Below are 19,478 nucleotides of genomic sequence, written 5' to 3' on the forward strand. Positions count from 1 at the left end.
TACAATGGATGCATGAAGTAAACCGCTTAACCTAAAAATTCCACATCTATTTGATAGCGCTTACAGAATAGACGGTTACTGGCAGGAGGTTGTATATGCTTAAGCTTAACAACTGGTATTTCCGGTTGCTTGTATCTTATTTTCCGATTTTGGTGCTTACCGTATCGATGATCATCTTTTTGTCGTTCATCGCGGTCAATGAAATATCGCGCTCCGAGACGGCGAAGGCAGACAGCATAACGACTGGTTATGTAGTGGACAGCATCGAACGCGCCATCCGTGAAGTTGAGTTTAATGCGCTGAATGAAGCCGTGAAAAATAAGAGCTACACCGCGTATTTGAATGGCTCGTCCGATACAAACGACCGATACAATGTTGTCCATAGTTTGCGATCGCTTGTTGAGGATAGCGATTTGCTCGATTCCATCTATTTGTACAGGCAGTCCGATGACATCGTATTGACGTCAAGCGGGCAGACCGAGCTGGCGGATTTCGGAGACCGGGAGTTCATTTCCCGCGCGAAGGAAAACCGCAATTTTACGGGATGGTCGGCATCCCGGGAGTACCGGGAATATGATCAGCTTAAGCCGGTCAGGGTCATCACCATGTATAAACAGACGCCGCTTCCATTCGGGAAGGACGGTATCCTTGTCATTAATATCGATTTGTATGTAGTCGATCAATTGATTGGAAGCATGACGAATCACCAATTTTCGTTCATGCGGATAACCGACGGTGCCGACCAGCGGATTTATCCCGCATACAATGGCGATGAAGAAGAGGCAAGCGGCGATGTACTGACGACGATCACCTCGAGTTCACTTGGCTGGACCTTCGAGAGCGGCATCCAGGCTGGGCAATTGCTTGGCTGGGTATCCGTCGTTTCTTATGCATGGGTGATCATTGCGGTTTTAACATTTGCGGTCGCGATCATTTATATTATTTGGGTAACACGCCGCAACTATAAGCCGATCCGTCTTATGATGAATCGGATCCAGGCGCTCCAGCTGCGAAGCAGCGACGGGAAAGCGGTAAGGATGGATGACTTGACGGTTATTGACCGCGCGCTCGAGAATTTAATCGATCAGTCGCAAGACTATGAGAAGGGGCAGCGAGAGAGCGTTATGCTCCAGCGCAGGCAGCTGTTTAACGAGCTCATTAGCGGAGAACGAAGCCAGCAAACGATCGAGCGGATGCGTAAGCTGAACCTTCTTCCGAATGCCGGGCGGTATGCGGTTATGATCGTTAGGCTGAACAGGTACGATGATTTCCAAACCGAGAACAGTCTTAACGAGCAAAATGTATTGAAATTCGCGCTTAGCAATGTCATGCAGGAACTTGCCTCGGGCGAAGGGTTGATGGGATGGGGGGAATGGACGGCACCGGACCGGATCGCTTTTGTGTTCGCCGTACCCGATACCGATGCTCCGATGCTGGAGCAGCTTCACACGACAGCTTCCGTTGCAAGGCAATGGGTAAGGGAGCACTTGCGCTTCATATTGTCGTTCGGAATCGGATCGATTGTAGACGACTGGAGCCGAATTGGACAATCGTACCGCGACGCCTTGTCCGGTATGGAATATCAATTGTCAATCGGCAAAAGCGCGATCACGTTCAGCGGCGATATTCCGAAGAACAATCAGCCAGGGATGTTTAATTATATGCAGATGTGCACGGACTGCGTGCAGGAAATCAGACAGACGAACGAAAACTGGCAGCCAACGCTCGAGCAATTATTCAAGCAACTGGAGACGGATACGCTGAGGGATGAAGATATTCATTCGCTGATGCAATTATTCGTGCAGATGCTGACCCGCGAGCTGAAGGATTTATCAGCTGCGTTGAACGAATGTTTGGAGGACGATAAGACGTCTGCCCTGCTTGACAAGCTAAAGGCTTCGTCGTCCCTGACCGAGATGAAAGAGCTGCTGCTCGATTATTTGTTGTATGTCTATGAGACGTATGTGGCGATGAGCGAAACGAAAAGCTACAAAACGATGATAACCGAGATGAGAGTATATATTCAGGAAAACTTTGCGGATCCGGACTTGTCTCTCAAGCATTTGAGCGACCGGTTCCAAATATCGGGCAAGTATGCGAGCTATCTGTTCAAGCTGGAGTACGATATGAAGTTTGTCGATTTTCTTGTGCAACTGCGGATGCAGCAGGCGGAGCGTTTGCTGGCCGAGACGGATGAGACGGTGCAAAGCATTGCGCTTCAGGTTGGTTATGCGAACTCGATTACGTTCGGGCGGGTATTCAAACGTATCATTGGCGTTACGCCGGGTGAATTCCGTAAGCTTAAGATGCGGCCCTCCGCCCTGACATAGTTGTCTAGGGAGTGAAGTTGTTAGTAAGTAATATTATGATGAGTTGTTTACGGCAGCGGCAGTCCGAATAAGGAGCTACATTCGGACTGCCGCTGTATTTGTTTCCAATGATTATAGTTTATCGTCGGAATCCGCTTTATTACGGCCTTTTCGAACGCGTATGGAAAACGGTTTATGTAGGGAAAATAATCTATTCTAGTTGGATAAAGCCTTATACAACAAGGTTTTGGAGGAACGGTTTGCCACGCCGAAACTGGTTTATTGTCATTGATTTGCAAGTCGTGCCATACTGAGGCCACTTCCCAAACACGGGCCGCAAGCCACGATTGAAAGCGCGAACATTTCCGGGGGACAGGAAGCAAATTGATGGGGAAGAAAGAGGGGTTGGTATCAAATGGTAAAGGTTGCAAACGTAAAAAAGAAAGCCAGTACGCTCCTAGCACTCACACTCGCATCTACAATGATTCTAAGCGCATGCGGCAACAACAATGACAACAAAGGCAGCGAATCAACAGGGGGCGAAGGCGCCTCCGGCAAACCGGTAACGCTTAAGGTAGAAGTGTTCGACCGGGGCAATTCGCCTTCCGGATCGACCATTACGAAGAACTATCTAACAACCTACGCACAAGACAACTTCGGCACGCCGAACAACATCAACCTGGAATACGTACCAGTTCCGCGGTCGGAAGAGATTCAGAAGCTTAATGTACTGATGGCGAGCGGAAGCGACGTACCGGATATTGTATTCACGTATGATTCGCCAACCTTTTATCGTTACGCGCAGCAGGGCGGTCTGACCGAGCTCGGCGAGCTTCTCGATCAGTACGGTCCTAACCTGAAGAAATTTCTGGGTGAAGACACGATTGCTTACGGCCAATACGACGGCAAACAGTATGCGCTCCCGGCAAAGCGTGCGCATCTAGGCAAATACTCGTCGTTCATTCGTCAGGACTGGCTCGACAAGCTCAACCTTCCAGTGCCGCAAACAACAGATGAACTATACAGCACGTTAAAAGCGTTCAAGGAAAAAGACCCGGGTCAAACGGGGGGCAAAGTCATCCCGCTTGGTATGGCGCTTGCTTCGGCGCAATACGAACCGCTCATATGGTCGTTTATTCAGCCAACGACAGAAGAGCAGCGCTACACGTTGACGCAGCAGCTTGGCTCGAATGATTATCCTACGCTGCTTCCGGGGTTCAAGGATGCTTTGCAATTCATGAACAAGCTCTATAACGAAGGTCTGATGAGCACCGACTTCAGCCTTGATGAGGATAAGAAAAAGCTGGGTGAAGATGCAGCTAAAGGTCTGGTCGGGTTCTTCAGCGAAGACGATATGAACCCGTTCTATGCGGACGGCCTATACGCTACGCTTCAGAAGAACATTCCGGATGCGAAGCTCTCCTCGGTTGATGTGTATTCGAACTCAGAGGGCAAACATCCGAAACCGGAATATGCGCCGGTAGGTCTCTACCTGATGATTCCAAAAAGCAGCAAGAACGCCGTAGAAGCAATCAAATACTTGGATTGGATGGCTTCCGGCGACAACCTGCTGAACATGCAAAACGGTGTGGAAGGCGAGAACTACACGCTTCAAGACGGCGTTCCGGTTTCAAAAGCCGATGCTACCGAAGAAGCGAAAAACCGCATCTACAACTTTGGCGACATGGCCATCATCTCGAACGGCAAGCAGCTTGGCGAGACAGAGAAAAACGTTGAGGCTTACGTATTCGGCATGCCGGAACAATTCCGCGATGAGACGCGTAAGGCGTTAACGATCTCTAGAAGCGATACGATCAAGCCTGTCCAGTTCGATCGTCCGATTGAGTCACAGAGTAAATACGGTACGGCGCTGCGCGATAAGTTCCACGAAATGATCGTCAAAACAACGATGGTGAAGCCGGACCAATTCGAGAGCACGTTCGAAGCGATGTTGAAAGACTACATGGCGGGCGGCGGTCAAGCGATCTTGGATGAACGCACAAAAGCTTATGAGGCTATGAAATAAGCGTAAGCGACGACATCAAGCAGCTCGGAGACGAAAAGCCACGCGTGGCTCCCGTCTCCGGGCAACACCGTAAAGAGATAGGAGTGGATTGCATTGAACGCGATCGCGTATTTACGTAGATATTGGCAATTGTATGCGTTGCTCATTTTACCGGTCAGTTACTTCATTATTTTCAAATATGGACCGATGTACGGCATTATTATCGCGTTTAAAGATTTTAACTTTTTCCAGGGCATTAACGGAAGCGAATGGATCGGGTTCGACGCTTTCAAGGAAGTATTCGCGATGTCGGACTTTTACAAGACGCTGCGCAATACATTGATGCTTAATGGCTTGGATTTACTCGTATCGTTCCCGGCCCCTCTACTCTTGGCTATTATGCTCTATGAGCTGAATATCATCTGGTTCAAGAAGCTATCGCAAACGATCTTGTACATTCCGCATTTCATTTCATGGGTTATCATCGGCGGAATCGTCTACCAAGTGTTCGGTACGCAGTCCGGCATGATCAACAACATCATCACCTCATTAGGCTTCGACGCCATTCCTTTTCTGACGAATAAGAGCGATTGGCTCATTACGTATTTGGTCGTTGGCGTGTGGCAGAGCGCAGGCTGGGGAACGATCATTTATTTGGCGGCGTTAACCGGCATCAACCGGGAATTGTTCGAAGCGGCCGACGTTGACGGCGCGGGTCGACTGAGAAAGATTTGGAGCATTACGCTGCCATCCCTGAAGCCAACGATCGTTACGCTGCTCATTATCAATGTGGGCCACATGATTGCGATCGGATTTGAACGACCTTACATCATCGGCAATACGGCCGTTCGGGATTATTCGGATGTGCTCAGCACCTTTGTATACCGCATCGGCATCGAATCCGGCCAATATACGCTTGCTACGGTTGTCGGCTTGTTCCAAGCAGTTGTCGGACTTGTCTTCGTACTAGGCGCTAACTATTTTTCCAAAAAATTGGCGGACCAAAGCATTCTATAACAACAAAACAACCTTCTGTTCTCGAAAATTGGAAAGGAGCGATAGACATGAGGGATCGACAAGCAAGCCGATCATTCGATGTTATCAATGTGATCGCTATAATATTTTTCGTGCTGCTGTGTCTGGCTCCATTTCTTCATATACTGGCTATCTCCTTAAGCTCGTCGCGTGCCATTATGTCGGGCGAGGTCAGCCTTATTCCAGTCGAACTTAATTGGAGTTCCTACAAGCAGGTGTTCTCCGACGTTTCGATGATCCGCTCGCTTGGATTTACGATCATGATGACGCTGCTGTTCACCGTGTTATGCATGCTGATGACGATCGCGGCGGCTTATCCGCTTGCCAAGACGAAGCTCAAGGGACGCAAGATCGTCATGTTCATTATCGTCATTACGATGTTTTTCAGCGGCGGGATCATTCCTGAATATATGCTTGTGCGCAACTTGAACTTGCTTGACTCGATCTGGGCGCTTGTGCTGCCCGGGCTAATCAGCCCGTTCTACTTGATCATACTTATTACGTTCATGCAAAATATTCCCGATTCGCTGGAAGAATCCGCAGAGATCGATGGCAGCTCGTACTTCCGCACCTTGGTCAGCATTATCGTGCCGCTGTCGCTGCCTGTTATCGCAACGTTAAGCCTGTTCTACGGCGTCGGCCGTTGGAACGGATTTACCGATACGCTTATGTACATTACAAGTCCAGAGATGTACCCGCTGCAGTTGAAGCTCTATCAGCTTGTGCAGAACAACATGGTTAGCGAGCTMATGCAAATGGAAGGGGCAAGCGGGCAGTCCATGCTTCAGCCGGAAAGCTTGAAAGCAGCGAGCGTCATCTTCGCAACCGTGCCGATCTTGCTCGTCTATCCGTGGCTGCAGCGGTATTTCGTCAGCGGGGTGATGCTTGGAGCGGTGAAAGGTTAACGTACAGATCAGCAGGCATATTCACCGGTTCACGCCATTGCTCCAGCTCGTTCCCTACGAGCTGGAGAAGCGTGAGCCATTGTTCGTTTTCATGTGAAGAAGGAGGAAGAGGACGATGTACAAGAAGCTGGTTGCCGTCAACGATGGCTGGGTCGCGCAAGGAATGGACAATCAAATAATGGACAGCGGCAGCCGCTTTTATGGCGGAGTTGCCGATCATGACAACGGCATCGCTTGGGCGACCCATACGGGAACGACGGCGGTTATGTCGATATGGGCATGTGCGCTTGTATGCGAAGATTCGCGTTATTATCAAGACGAGCTGCTGCGGGAGCGTCTGGAGCTTGCTGCGGCGTTTATCGTTCGCGCGCAGCACGAGGACGGAAGCATATCGCCCGGCTGGACGAATATGCATTCTCCGCCGGATACCGCATTTGCGGTCGTCGGTCTTGCCCAGCAGCTAGAATTGTTGGAGAGGCATGATTGGTCGGCGCTGGAGGGCATTCGCGTCAACCTACGAACATTCCTGCAACGCTCGGCACAGGCGCTGCTGACAGGCGGTTGCCATACGCCGAACCATCGGTGGGTGCTGACGGCGGCGCTTGGCTTCGTGCACAGGCTGACCGGCAATGAGAAGCTAATCGCCCGCGCCGATCAATGGCTGGCCGAAGGGATCGACTGCACGGAGGACGGAGAATGGACGGAGCGCAGTAATGGCATCTACAACGGCGTTAGCGACATTATGCTGTTCCATACGGCGGAGCTGCTTGGGAGGCCTGAGCTGCTTGCGCCGGTTCGTCGCAACTTGAGGATGATGGCTTATCTGATTCATCCCGACGGGGAAGTCGTCACCGATTACTCCGGTCGGCAGGACTTCGGACATAAATTCGATATGTCGAGTTACTTTCAAGTATCCAGCATTATGGCGCATCGCGATCAGGATCCGTTGTTTGCCGCCATCGCAGCGCTCGGAGGAGAAGCATTGGACCGCCCGGACGCGAGTTCGAACAACGGTTTTATCGGATATTTGCTATATCCGGAGCTGCAAAAGTCCTCTGTCGAACGGGGCAGTCTGCCAGACCATTATCGGGTCGTTATTAACGGACAGTTTCCTCGGGCTCGCTATTTAAGCGGGATGGATGCCGCGGGTCACGGCGGCAAAATTTATCATAGCCGCCTTCATCCTGAGTTCGGCGCTCCCGTTGCCCGGCAGCGGGAAGGCAAGACGAGCGTTACGGTCATGACGGAAACCAATTCGTTCTTTGCGCTTCGGCATGGCAACGCGCGTCTGCTTGGCGTGCAGGTCAGCAGCTCGTTCGAGCCAGGTTTCGTTAAGATGAACGAGCTTGCGCAGCTTGAATCCGGCTACTTGTTGTCAGGGACCGAAACGAAAGGATATTACGGTCCGATTGCAGGCGATCGCTTACCCGTTACGGCCAGCGGTCCGGTCAGCCCTTGGTATTTGCTGCCGCATCAGCTGCGCGAAGTAACCCATTTGCAGGAGCATCATGTGCAAATCGAGCTGGCGGAATCGCAAGGCGGCTGGCAACTGCGCGTTAGATGCGACATGCCGGACGTGCTTTTGACCCAGATTTCGTTCGTGTTCGGGAAGGAAGGGGCGTTTGTAGGCGGCGAATTGGCTCCTGCCGAGACGGGTACGCAATTTTGGAAAGAAGGCACAGTACGGTATTCGGCAGGCAATGAGTGGATTGAGGTGGATGGCGGAGCGCATGAGCATAGAGCCCGTTCGATTCGCGGGGCTTCTTTCCCGCCAGACTGTCAGACGCTCGTCGTTAACGTGCTGACACCGTATGACAAAACGTTCGATATTCGGCTTTCGCCAACGAGATAATCATTGAAAGCGATCTCCATAGCGCGCATAATGGAAATGAAAGCGATAACAAGCGAATGGAGAACGTTGTCATGAAAGCGACCATATATGATGTTGCCAAAGAAGCAGGTGTATCCATTGCTACCGTATCTCTTGTCATCAACGGCAAGGGCAAGATCAGCAAACAACGCCGTGAGGAAATTAGGAGCATTATGGTGCGCATGGGCTATAAGCCTAGCATGATCGCTTCTGCGCTTACGGGCAAGAAGACATATGCGCTTGGCTTGTTAGTACCGGATATCTCTAATCCCTTCTTTGCCGAAATCGCGAGGGCGGTCGAGGATGAAGGACAGCGTCATGGCTACAGCGTCTTTATATGCAGCACGGATAATAAGGACGAGAAGGTAGGGCACTATGCCGATCTGCTGCAGCAAAAAAACGTGGACGGGGTAATTATCGGCACAGGCATCAAGGAGCTGTCGGTGCTGGAACCGCTGCTGAACGGCGGCGTACCGATTACGTTTCTTGCCCGTGAATTTCCTTCCGTTGAGGTGCCGTCCGTCGTTGTAAACGATTATGAGGGCGGATTTGCAGCGGCGGAACATTTGATTGCGCTTGGCCACCGCCGTCTTGCCGTATTAGCCGAACAGGATTCGATCAGCAGCAGCAGGGAAAGAGTGCGAGGATTCAGGCAAGCTGCTGAAGCCATGGGCCTGTCTCTCGATCCGGCGCTTGTGCTGAGCAGCAGCGTCAATGAAGGCAAGACAAAGGCTATGGAGCTGTTGCAACGACATGATCGTCCTACCGCCGTCTTCTGCTGCAACGACTTGCTTGCGATCGGCACTCTCCGGGCTGCCAAAGAAATAGGTCTTCGCATTCCGCAGGATTGCTCGATTATCGGGTTCGACGATACGGTGCTTGCTTCCGTTACGGATCCGCCGCTTACAACGATTGCCCAGCCGATCGAACAGATGGGGCAGATTGCCGTACAGCTTCTGGTCCGAAATATCGGACAGCGTGGTGAGCGTCCCGAGCGAATCGTGCTCCGTCCTGAATTATCGGTTCGACATTCGACGATGGCCCCCTGAGAAGATGTTTACTTTTAATTGAACCCCTGCTATTCGCTATATAGGCGGATAGCTGGGGTTTTTGTTTTATATATAAGAAGTTCCGACCTCTTACTGAGATTACGTTTTGTCTGTATTTCATACAGTCTAATCGATCCCAATCGCTATTAAGTGACTTTTGAGTGGAAAACATACAGGCAAAACGGGCATTTTAGCCCTCAGCAACCTTTTTTGATCCATTTGACTGCACAAAATCCAATCAAACTCTTATAAAAATGTAAGAGGTGCTTTTCACCATTCACTTTGGTAAAATAGGAAGGATTGCACGAAGAGGCATTCCATGAGTTGAAATATGAGAGCGGTTCAGGAGGAAGACACGAATGAGATTGGACGGACGTCAGACTAACCAGCTTCGGCCGGTAACGATAACGACAGGCATTAACAAACATGCAGAAGGCTCGGTGCTCATCGAGGTCGGCGACACGAAAGTGATTTGTACGGCGAGCGTAGAGGAACGCGTTCCTCCATTCATGAAAGGGCAAGGAAAAGGCTGGATTACGGCCGAATACGCGATGCTTCCGCGCGCAACGCATTCCCGCAACATTCGCGAAGCGGCAAAGGGCAAGTTGACCGGCAGAACGATGGAGATACAGCGTCTGATTGGGCGTGCGCTGCGTTCGGTTGTTGATTTGAAGGCGCTCGGCGAGCGCACGATAACACTCGACTGCGACGTTATTCAAGCGGATGGCGGTACAAGAACAACCTCGATTACCGGCGCGTTCGTTGCGCTTGCGATTGCAGTTAATAAGCTGGCTGAGAATAACGCCAAGTTCGATAAATATCCGATTACTGATTTTCTTGCATCCGTCAGCGTTGGCGTTATCCAGGAGCGAGCGCTGCTTGATCTGAACTACGAAGAGGATTCCAAAGCGAAGGTCGACATGAACGTCGTTATGACCGGCAGCGGCAAGTTCGTAGAGGTGCAAGGCACTGGCGAAGAAGCTCCGTTCACGCGCGAAGAGCTTAACCAGCTGCTGGCGCTGGGCGAAGAGGGTATTAGCGAGCTGATCGTGAAGCAGAAGGAAGTGCTGGGACCGATCGCAGCGCGTATCGGAGGCTGAGTACATATGGCTAATTCTTTTTTGGCGGCAAGCAACATTGTCGTCGTTGCTACGAAGAACGCAGGCAAAGTGAAGGAGTTCGCTCACGCGCTGAGCAAGCTGGATAAGGAAACGACAAGCTTGCTCGATTATGCCGATTTTCCTGATATCGTCGAGGACGGCGACACGTTCGCGGCCAATGCGCGAATTAAGGCGAAGACGGCAGGAGATACGCTCGGCGTGCCAGTGCTAGCCGACGATTCGGGGCTGCGCGTCCATGCGCTTGGCGGCGAACCGGGTGTTTATTCGGCGCGATATGCCGGCGAAGGAGCGACGGATGCGGACAACAATGAGAAGCTGCTTCGCGAGCTGTCACGGCTCGAGAGCGAAGGCGTCATCCAGGTCAACGAAACGCTTGCCGATGGCTCCAAGCTGCTGAGCGGTGCTCAGTTCGTCTGCGCGCTCGCGCTGTATGATCCGGCAACGGGGCAGTTTCTGGAGACGGAAGGGACGGTTGACGGCTGGATTACGGACAAGGCGCATGGCAACGGCGGCTTCGGTTATGATCCGCTGTTCTGGCTGACAAGCCTTGGCCGCGGGATGGCCGAGCTGTCGACGGAGGAGAAGCAGCAAATCAGTCATCGCGGCGATGCATTGAGGAAGCTCATTGCCTTGCTAGAGGAATAGCGAACGAACATATGAATGAACTAACCCCGCTTGCGCAATGCTTCGTAAACGAAGTGACGCGCGAGCGGGGTTTTTTAAATTGTAGTGCGGTCTGTACTGACCTTTAATGCTGGTTTATTCTCTTACCTCTCACCAATACGGACTCAGCGGACGCTGGCTGTGTCAAACAGCGCTAATAAGTATGGGGAAGGATCCAATAGAGTCTCTTCGGTCCGCAACCGCGCGTAATGATCGTAATACAGCCTATTAGCGTCGCTTGTGTCCATATTCGATAGGAACTGAGAGGGCGTGGCTTAGCCGATCACGACTTTATAATGCTTCAGCCACAGATTAACTTGATACAGATAGGCGAATAATTGAGGTCCGGACATGAGCTGGCCGAACCAAGGAATATTGGATCTCGCAGCATCGGATTCCGCAAGTTCTCTCACCTTCTTCACGTTGATAAGCGGGAGCAGCGGAGAGGAAGGATCATTCAACACATCAAGCAGCAGGCCTTTGACCGCGGCCAGATAGTTCGGGTTATGCGTCTTTGGATATGGGCTCTTCTTGCGCGTAATGACGTCATCCGGCAGTACGCCCTTCAGCGCTTTGCGCAGAATTCCTTTCTCCCGGTCGCCCGAAGTCTTGATTTCCCACGGAATGTTCCACACATATTCAACAAGCCGATGATCGCAGAAAGGGACGCGCACTTCCAGTCCTGCTGCCATGCTCATCCGGTCCTTGCGGTCGAGCAGCGTCGGCATGAAGCGGGTAATGTTCAAGTAGGACATCCTCCGCATCTTCTGCTTCTGCTCATCTTCGCCATCCAAATGCGGAACCTCCGCAATGGCTTGCTCGTAACGATCGCCGATGTAATCCAGCGGCTTTATCCACGCCGCTACATCGGGCGCGAGCAGATCCGCTCGCATATTCGAAGCGAGCGACCAAGGGAACGTGTTCGCGCTAAGCGCATCCTCGCGGTGGAACCACGGATAGCCGCCGAATATTTCGTCTGCGGCTTCGCCGGAAATCGCGACGGTAGCGCCTTTCTTAATCTCATGGCAGAAGAGGAGCAACGAAGCGTCGACGTCGGCCATACCAGGCAGGTCGCGTGCGAAGGTGGCGGCTTGCAGCGCGTCTACAAGCTCCGGCGTATCGAATTGAATCGGGTGGTGAATGGTGCCGAGATGGGACGTCATCCGCTCAATCCACGGCGCATCGCTATTCGGCTGGAACGCATGCGCCTGGAAGTGCTTGTCGTTATCGGTATAGTCGACCGAATACGTATGCACATTCCCTTGCCCGTTCGCATCGTAATAGCGGACAGCGAGTGTCGTCAGGGCGCTGGAATCGAGCCCGCCCGACAATAACGTACAGACGGGCACGTCCGAAACGAGCTGTCGTTCAACTGTATCCTTCAGCAGCTCGCTTACATGCTCTGCTGTTTCGGCGATATTTTGCAGATGAGGGCTGCTTTCCAGCTTCCAATACGTAATGGTCTTAACGCCGGCGTGGGTAACAGACATACAATGGCCTGGCTTCAGCTCGCTAATTTGTTTATATACGCCATGACCTGGTGTCCGCGCGGGGCCTAAAATGAAGATTTCGGCCAATCCCTCCGCGCCGACCTCTGGCTTCACTGCCGGATGGGCTAGAATAGCTTTCTGCTCCGATCCGAAAATAAACAAGCCGTCCTGCGTACTATAAAACAGCGGCTTCACGCCAAGTCTATCTCTTGCCAGAAACAGCTCCTGCTCGGCTGTATCCCATATGGCAAAAGCGAAAATACCGTTAAACCTTTCCAAGCATGACTTGCCCCATTCCATATAAGCGACGAGCAGCACCTCTGTATCGCAATTCGTCGTAAATGTTCGGCCTCTGCTCTCCAATTCCTTGCGCAGCTCCAGCGCGTTATATAACTCGCCGTTATAGACGATGACGTATTTGTCATCGCCGGTATGGCGAATCATGGGCTGAGCGCCGTTCTCGGGATCGATGACGGACAGACGCCGATGTCCCAAAGCGCAATGCGCCGAGATCCATGTGCCCGATGCGTCAGGTCCGCGGGGCGCTAGCGTGTCGGTCATCTTCTCCAGGCTAATGCTTTCCTTGGTCAGGTCACGGGTCCAATCGATCCAGCCGGTAATTCCACACATCCGTCTCATTCCTCTCTATTGCTGGACTCCAGTAGCGATAATAACAGTTATATGCTGAAAATAGGCATAAAATGTCTGTCCATAGGGGGAAGCTAGAGGAGGCTGATACAGCTTGTGCAAGGTAAGCATGAAGGAAGCGAGGCTGGGTAGGATGTGGAATGAGGAAAGCAATGAAGAAGAGCGAACGACATATTATGTGTCCGTTCAAGCGGGCCAAATATTAGCCGATCCGGAAGCGGCGGCCTACGAACTTGTCATACAAGCGAACGATGAGGAGATTGGAAAGCTTCACGAGCTGTTCAAGGAGCTTGCCGCAGCGGACAACGGAGGAGTAAGGACTATGGCTGCCAATCCTTATCAAGCGGATAGCGACGAGCAGAACAATTCGGATTATGATTATTGGCTGAAGCAGGTGTATAAGCAATTGTATGATTGCGGAACGGATACAACGAAGAATCATATTGAATCGATGCATTTATGGTAATGAGAAGAAGGGCTTACCTCGCTATCTGTCACGGTCAGTGACAGATAGGATGAGGTAAGCCCTTTGTTTCGCCTAATGAAGTCTGATGCTATTGCCCAATCTTGCTTATAAGCTGATCGATTCGTTCGGATAAGAGCAGCAATCTGGCGCAAGTGTCCGCAAGATGATCCGTCAACTCGACCTGCTTCTCCGTCAAGCGGCCGATGACCTTCGTTTCCTCCAGGGAGTCGACCGAGAATTGCGCCATCTCGTCCATCGTAAGGGAGACAAGACGTGTGCCGGCGGCAACTTGAGCCGAGGAAGCAGCCGCTTGAAGGACTTGCTCTTCGACGATATGAATCTGATTCACAATATGCTTGAATGAGGAGTTGGTCTGGCCAATGCTGTCTATCATAGTCCGCGTTCGTGCAACGCAGGCTTCTGTCCATTCCGCACATTCGCGAACGGAATGCTGAACGCCCTCAAGAACTTCTTTGATCGAATAGGCAGACTCACCAGACAGATTAGACAGTTTACGAATTTCCCCTGCAACGACTGCAAATCCTTTGCCTTGCTCCCCCGCTCTAGCTGCTTCAATAGAAGCATTCAGCGCGAGCAGCTTCGTCTGCTCGGCCATCGCGGATATGATGTCGACGAACGCTCCAATTTGATCCGATTTCCCGCTAAGCGCAATCACGCTGCTGCTCATGGAATCAAGAGCGCGGGTTACATCGTCCATTTGCTCAATCGTATGCTCGATATGCCGGCTGCCCTCATCCGCGGTATGGCGGGATAGTTTAGCGTTATGCGCCACGCTTTGGAACGCGCCGTTCATGCCGTTCATCTCGTCCGACATTTGATTCATATCGTTCATACTGCGACGGGAGTCTGCTGTCTGGGACGCCAGCCCGCTTGTCAGCTGATTGACAGCCGCGGCGATGCCGTTGATCGATTCCGCCGTATGGCCGCTTTTGTCGACAAGTCCTGCTGTCACTTCCCTCAGCTGTTTGGAGGTCTCCGTTAACTGCCCAACAATCGTCTCGAAGAGCTGTTTGCTTTCTTGGTTCTGTTCGTCAACGCCCTTCATAACCATCAACTTATTCGCAATTTGAAGAATCGTGGCCAAGGAGGTAAGCAACAGGAAAACAGCATGAATCGCAACCATGCCGATTGTATAATCTTTCGTTCCGAATACGTAGGTTGGAAATAAATAAAGCCCGGCGACGTGCTGTACGGCGAATAATACAGTCATCACAACAATAAGGCTTATTCGCTCATAATAAGCGACTATGGCAATGACCATGAATATAGAAAAATGGAACTCTACCGCTCCGCCTGCCCCTGCAATGACAGAGAAGCTGGACAACGTTAACGATAGTGCATTAAGGAGTGGAATTTGAACATGATTCCGATCGCGGCGATAAAGCAGGATAGCGATGATCCACGCCGCAAAGGGGAGAAAGGCTAGAAGATTCATAACCCAATCGTTCGTTTCCGGCATTGAAGGTTCATGGCCGTTCATATGATGACCGGCTATCGCGACTTGGAAGGAGCGTGTAAGCAGATGGATGATAGCGGCGAGAGAGGCTGCGGAAAGGCTCATTTGCAATATCAGTTTATTTTTTTGGTTCATGGTGTTGAATCACCTCGGTTGTTAGTAATAGGTTAATCATACCATCCTTATGCGCGAAACGAGCAAGGACTATTCTATGAAAACCTATGAAAAGATGATATAATGCATCAAAAAAGTAGTGGAGGCACATTTTTTTGCAAAAATTAATCTTCTTTGTAGGCGTAGCAGGCACAGGCAAAACAACGGTAGCAAGGAAGCTATCATCTCGAATTCCGGCAGCATTCCTGGATCGCGACACGATTGGCGGAAGATTCGTGGAGGCAATCCTCGAAATGAACGGTTTGGATAAGAATGATCGGGATTCCGATTACTATAAACGCAATTTGCGTGACCTTGAGTACGACACGGCTAAGGATGTATGCATCGAGAACCTTGCCGCAGGCCAAAATGTGTTCATGATTTCTCCTTTTACAGCTGAGCTCAGAAATGAACAATGGATCGAGGACGTCCTTCAAGCGGCCGGCCGCACCAAACAATCCGTTGACGTGAAAGTCGTCGTCGTTACTTTGTCTGACATCGCGATGCAAAAAAAACGGATTATCGGCAGACAGACCGTACGCGACCAGTGGAAGCTCGACAACTGGGGCGACTTCGAGAAAAGAGTCGACTTCGTGCCGCAGATTAATTGGAATATTCCGGCCTCATCCATCCTCGTCTTCGACAATAGCGGCGAGCTGACCGAGGAGAAGTCGGAGCTTCTCTTCCAGTTCGTGACAGAAAGTCAGGCATCGCTTTCGGTATAGCATAGCAGCAAATTCAGAGAGACCATATCCTTAACTAGGATAATGGTCTTTATTTGTGACTGAGAATATGCTGCAAATGTCCCGATCTAACACTTTTCAAAAACTTTATCCGATAAGCCGTCTAATTTATCACTTTTCAAATAACTTCCATGGAATTTTTCTAACAACTCTCATTTAGTATGGTGAATATAGAAGTTCGCCATTTCAGTCGGCTTAACCGATAAAGGAGGTCAGGGTCATTCCTAAGAAAAGATCGATGATTGTAGAGGTAATCACATCCAGGCAAACGACAGCTGTGGACCGACAAGAGAAACGGCATATTCGAATACTAATCGGCAAAGAGCTTGAATCCTGTGACCGATGCGAACATCGATTCAATTCTTTAAAGGGAGACCAGGTACCGGCGCCGTGCAGAGAGTGCCCGACAAGTCTTCGCATGCAGCAATTGGTATCGAAGCTTGAGACGGCAAACGTATAACCTATTCATAACCAATTCATAATGAGGTAGGAGGTAGTGTTCATATGTACATGCAAAGAACGGATGCCAAAGCCCGAATCGAAAGCCTTCGCAAACGGATGGTCGAACTCTATATGCAGTCAGGATCGTTGACATCATCGCAAGTGGTTAAGGCAAGCCAAGAGCTGGATGAGGCGCTTAACTACTACAGCAATAGCGCAGGGACATGGCAGATTTAGCAGCATATAAAAAAAGCCCCACCGCTTACAGCGGTTAGGCTTCGATTGCGTACATATAATGGCGTCCCAGAAGAGATTCGAACTCCCGACCGACGCCTTAGAAGGGCGTTGCTCTATCCAGCTGAGCTACTGGGACACGAGTAATAATATAACATGAACGTTTTTAGTATTGCAAGTCATTTTTTGGATTTTGTCGAAAAAATAGTTGGTTGCACCTGCCGAGCGGTCTTCTAGCAGCTTTTGTTTTTTTCTTTCCTCAGACCGTGGTATAATCTTACGCAAGCTTGCGAGAAGCATGAGATGGCGTATACGAAGGCGGTGTTAGCATTACAACTCCCATTGACCCACAAGGCGACAACAAGGATAACGTATATTTGTTCCCTAGCATGCTGGATCATTATCAAATTCATCTTACCCGAATGCTGGAATCGGAGCAGTACGGGGAGGCTAAGGAGCTATTGCGTTTCCTGCTGCAATGCCAAGGGGAGGACGAACGCCACTATGAGGAGTGGAACAGTCTTCTCACATGGCTCGATATGGCTTTTCCTGAAGGAGGAGGCGGAGACGACGGTACAGGCTATGTGCTCGCGATGCCCGAGAAGGAGCCGAGCGAGGATACGATTCGCGCGGAGCTGCTGAACCCGCCTGAGCAGGATGAGACATACATTAATCAAGTGATGTACATTATGCAGAATCATCCTATGATTGATCAGCAGATGCTTGCGCTTGAAAGAGCGGCATACATACAAAGCGAACAGGTGGACGCGACGATTGTGAATTGGCTCGTAACGAAGCCGGTTCATCCAGTCGTGCAATTCAAAGCGCTGCAATGCTTGCGAAAGCGCGGTGCTCAAGGCTCTTTGACAATTGAAAGGCTCGATGAGCAAGTTCAGCTGGAGCTCGACGAAACGCCGCTCTCTTTGGACGACTTTCCGAGTCAAATCAACCAAATTTTGGAGCGGGCTGAACAGGTGGCCGAAGTCGATGATCCGACGCTGCCTCATTTTGCCAAAGAGCTTTGGAAGGAAAGTCTGCAGTTCTTGTATGGGACGGCGGCTTACAAATGGATGCTTAGAGAAGATGAAGGAACCGTCGATTGCTTTGCTGCGGCGCTACATCTTACGCTATTGCTGACCGTATACGGATCGGCGAACGACGATGATATACGCGATACATACGGCATTACCGAATCGTTAAGATTTCAATATGAGCAAGCTTGCAGAGCGCTTAGGCAGGTTGCGGTATTGCAGCCGTCAGAGCCAGATGAACCTCAGCCTTGAAAAGCTCGTCCATCTTGTTTATAATGGAATGGTTTATGGAACGTGAAAATAAGCGAAGTACGTGCAATTTTGGAGGGGAAGGCATAAAATGAAAGCAACTTKGGAAAAAATAGACAAGAACATCGTGTCTATCGATGTTGAGGTTGAAGCGGAGCAAGTCGCAACAGCGCTGGATCAAGCGTTTAAGAAAGTCGTAAGTAAAGTGAATGTACCTGGATTCCGTAAAGGCAAAGTACCTCGCGGTATCTTCGAATCCCGCTTTGGCGTGGAGAGCCTGTACCAGGATGCAATCGACATCCTTCTTCCTGACGCTTACACAGCAGCAGTGAACGAGAACAATCTTCAGCCGGTTGACCGTCCGGAGATCGATGTTGAGCAATTCGCCAAAGGCCAATCGTTCAAATTCAAAGCGAAAGTAATCGTTAAGCCAGAAGTAACGCTTGGCGAATACAAAGGCCTTGAAGTTGAAGCAGCAGCGGCTGAAGTAACAGAAGAAGAGATTGCGGCCGAGCTTGAGCGTCTGCAACAACGCCACGCTGAATTGTCGGTTGTAGAAGAAGGCGCTACTCAGAACGGCGACATCACGGTTATCGACTTTGACGGTTCCGTTGACGGCGTTCCATTCGAAGGCGGCAAAGCAGAACGTTATTCCCTTGAGCTCGGATCGAACTCGTTCATCCCTGGCTTCGAGGATCAAGTAGTCGGCATGCAGCTTGGCGATTTCAAGGACGTTACCGTAACGTTCCCTGAAGACTACCATGCTGAGAACCTTGCAGGCAAAGCAGCGGTATTCGCTGTTAAACTGCACGAAATCAAGCGCAAGTCGCTTCCGGCTTTGGATGATGAGTTCGCGAAGGACGTTAGCGAGTTCGACACGCTTGACGAGTACAAAGCAGACTTGTCCAGCAAGCTGAAAGAGCGCAAAGAGAAAGAAGCTGAGCAAGCCCGCGAAGTTGCTGTCGTTGACAAAGCTACTGCGGCTGCCGAAGTTGAAATCCCTGAAGCGATGATCGTAACCGAGACGGACTACATGATCAAAGACTTCGAGAACCGTCTTCAAATGCAAGGCATGAACATGGATCTGTACTACCAGTTCTCTGGCCAGAACGAATCCGTGCTTCGCGAGCAAATGCGTTCCGACGCCGAGAAACGCGTTCGCAACAACTTGGTGCTTGACGCAATCGCGAAAGCTGAAGGCTTCTCCGTAAGCGAAGAAGATCTGACGGCTGAGCTTGAGACGTTATCCAAATCGTACAACCGCCCAGCAGAAGAGCTGCGCGACATCTTCACTCGCAACGGCAACATTGCGAACCTGCAAGAGGACGTATTGCTTCGCAAAACGATCAAATTCTTGCTTGATAACAGCAAAACGGTTTAATACGCATAATCAATCTACAACAACATAAGCAACACCCTCAGAATAAGGCGCGTAATATACGTGCCTTATTTTGACCCTACATATGAAAATGTGCTTGACTCGGAGGCTAATCTCCGTACATATCGAACGGCCGACATCGTATACTGTATTATTGGAAAAATGACATCACTACGATGACGTGTTACAATAAGGAAGTACTTAAAGCCAT

The 19,478-nt window shown here is 50.6% G+C and carries 15 protein-coding genes and 1 tRNA gene; 13 read left to right on the forward strand and 3 right to left on the reverse strand.

Features of this window, described 5'->3' with window-relative positions; all coding sequences use genetic code 11:
• Window positions 1–95 precede the first annotated feature (95 nt).
• From AC1DF0_RS22210 to rdgB, 8 genes are all read left to right on the forward strand, one after another.
• Window positions 96–2,330, forward strand: a complete 2,235-nt coding sequence (locus AC1DF0_RS22210; RefSeq protein WP_477575348.1) for a helix-turn-helix domain-containing protein — start codon at window positions 96–98, stop codon at window positions 2,328–2,330.
• A gap of 394 nt (window positions 2,331–2,724) precedes the next feature.
• Window positions 2,725–4,335 carry an extracellular solute-binding protein gene (locus AC1DF0_RS22215; RefSeq protein ID WP_442050520.1) on the forward strand — a complete coding sequence of 537 codons (1,611 nt, stop codon included), beginning with the start codon at window positions 2,725–2,727 and terminating at the stop codon, window positions 4,333–4,335.
• 102 nt (window positions 4,336–4,437) lie between these two features.
• Window positions 4,438–5,331: an ABC transporter permease subunit gene (locus AC1DF0_RS22220; RefSeq protein ID WP_475820875.1), complete on the forward strand. Its 894-nt coding sequence runs from the start codon at window positions 4,438–4,440 to the stop codon at window positions 5,329–5,331.
• A 47-nt stretch (window positions 5,332–5,378) separates the two neighbouring features.
• A complete protein-coding gene (locus tag AC1DF0_RS22225) occupies window positions 5,379–6,254 on the forward strand; it encodes an ABC transporter permease subunit (RefSeq protein WP_475819773.1) in 876 nt (291 codons plus the stop codon).
• 115 nt (window positions 6,255–6,369) lie between these two features.
• Window positions 6,370–8,106: a hypothetical protein gene (locus AC1DF0_RS22230; protein ID WP_477575349.1), complete on the forward strand. Its 1,737-nt coding sequence runs from the start codon at window positions 6,370–6,372 to the stop codon at window positions 8,104–8,106.
• A gap of 71 nt (window positions 8,107–8,177) precedes the next feature.
• Window positions 8,178–9,173 (forward strand): LacI family DNA-binding transcriptional regulator, encoded by a 996-nt coding sequence (locus tag AC1DF0_RS22235; RefSeq protein WP_477575350.1) that lies wholly within the window; start codon window positions 8,178–8,180, stop codon window positions 9,171–9,173.
• A 359-nt stretch (window positions 9,174–9,532) separates the two neighbouring features.
• A complete protein-coding gene (rph, locus tag AC1DF0_RS22240) occupies window positions 9,533–10,273 on the forward strand; it encodes a ribonuclease PH (RefSeq protein WP_442050950.1) in 741 nt (246 codons plus the stop codon).
• A gap of 6 nt (window positions 10,274–10,279) precedes the next feature.
• Window positions 10,280–10,939, forward strand: a complete 660-nt coding sequence (gene rdgB, locus AC1DF0_RS22245) for an RdgB/HAM1 family non-canonical purine NTP pyrophosphatase (protein WP_442050951.1) — start codon at window positions 10,280–10,282, stop codon at window positions 10,937–10,939.
• A gap of 293 nt (window positions 10,940–11,232) precedes the next feature.
• Here rdgB and asnB read toward each other — a convergent pair whose 3' ends face one another.
• Window positions 11,233–13,077: an asparagine synthase (glutamine-hydrolyzing) gene (asnB, locus tag AC1DF0_RS22250; RefSeq protein ID WP_477575351.1), complete on the reverse strand. Its 1,845-nt coding sequence runs from the start codon at window positions 13,075–13,077 to the stop codon at window positions 11,233–11,235.
• Between the two features lie 112 nt (window positions 13,078–13,189).
• Between asnB and AC1DF0_RS22255 the strand changes: the two genes are divergently transcribed.
• Entirely contained in the window at window positions 13,190–13,561 is a 372-nt protein-coding gene (locus AC1DF0_RS22255; RefSeq protein ID WP_442050953.1) for a hypothetical protein, read from the forward strand.
• Between the two features lie 88 nt (window positions 13,562–13,649).
• Here the strand turns inward: AC1DF0_RS22255 and AC1DF0_RS22260 are convergent, their stop codons facing one another.
• Window positions 13,650–15,173 (reverse strand): methyl-accepting chemotaxis protein, encoded by a 1,524-nt coding sequence (locus AC1DF0_RS22260; RefSeq protein WP_477575352.1) that lies wholly within the window; start codon window positions 15,171–15,173, stop codon window positions 13,650–13,652.
• A 134-nt stretch (window positions 15,174–15,307) separates the two neighbouring features.
• Between AC1DF0_RS22260 and AC1DF0_RS22265 the strand changes: the two genes are divergently transcribed.
• Window positions 15,308–15,916: a P-loop nucleotide/nucleoside kinase family protein gene (locus AC1DF0_RS22265; RefSeq protein WP_477575353.1), complete on the forward strand. Its 609-nt coding sequence runs from the start codon at window positions 15,308–15,310 to the stop codon at window positions 15,914–15,916.
• A gap of 522 nt (window positions 15,917–16,438) precedes the next feature.
• Window positions 16,439–16,612 carry an aspartyl-phosphate phosphatase Spo0E family protein gene (locus tag AC1DF0_RS22270; RefSeq protein ID WP_337099568.1) on the forward strand — a complete coding sequence of 58 codons (174 nt, stop codon included), beginning with the start codon at window positions 16,439–16,441 and terminating at the stop codon, window positions 16,610–16,612.
• 59 nt (window positions 16,613–16,671) lie between these two features.
• Here AC1DF0_RS22270 and AC1DF0_RS22275 read toward each other — a convergent pair.
• Window positions 16,672–16,748, reverse strand: a tRNA-Arg gene (locus tag AC1DF0_RS22275).
• A gap of 238 nt (window positions 16,749–16,986) precedes the next feature.
• Here AC1DF0_RS22275 and AC1DF0_RS22280 point away from each other — a divergent pair.
• Both AC1DF0_RS22280 and tig read left to right on the forward strand, forming a co-directional pair.
• Window positions 16,987–17,892, forward strand: coding sequence for a hypothetical protein (locus AC1DF0_RS22280; RefSeq protein WP_475819781.1), 906 nt, complete (start codon window positions 16,987–16,989; stop codon window positions 17,890–17,892).
• A gap of 88 nt (window positions 17,893–17,980) precedes the next feature.
• Complete coding sequence (tig, locus tag AC1DF0_RS22285) at window positions 17,981–19,270, forward strand: trigger factor (protein ID WP_477575354.1); 1,290 nt, start codon at window positions 17,981–17,983, stop codon at window positions 19,268–19,270.
• Window positions 19,271–19,478 lie beyond the last annotated feature (208 nt).

Source organism: Paenibacillus sp. 05T425 (assembly GCF_056396205.1).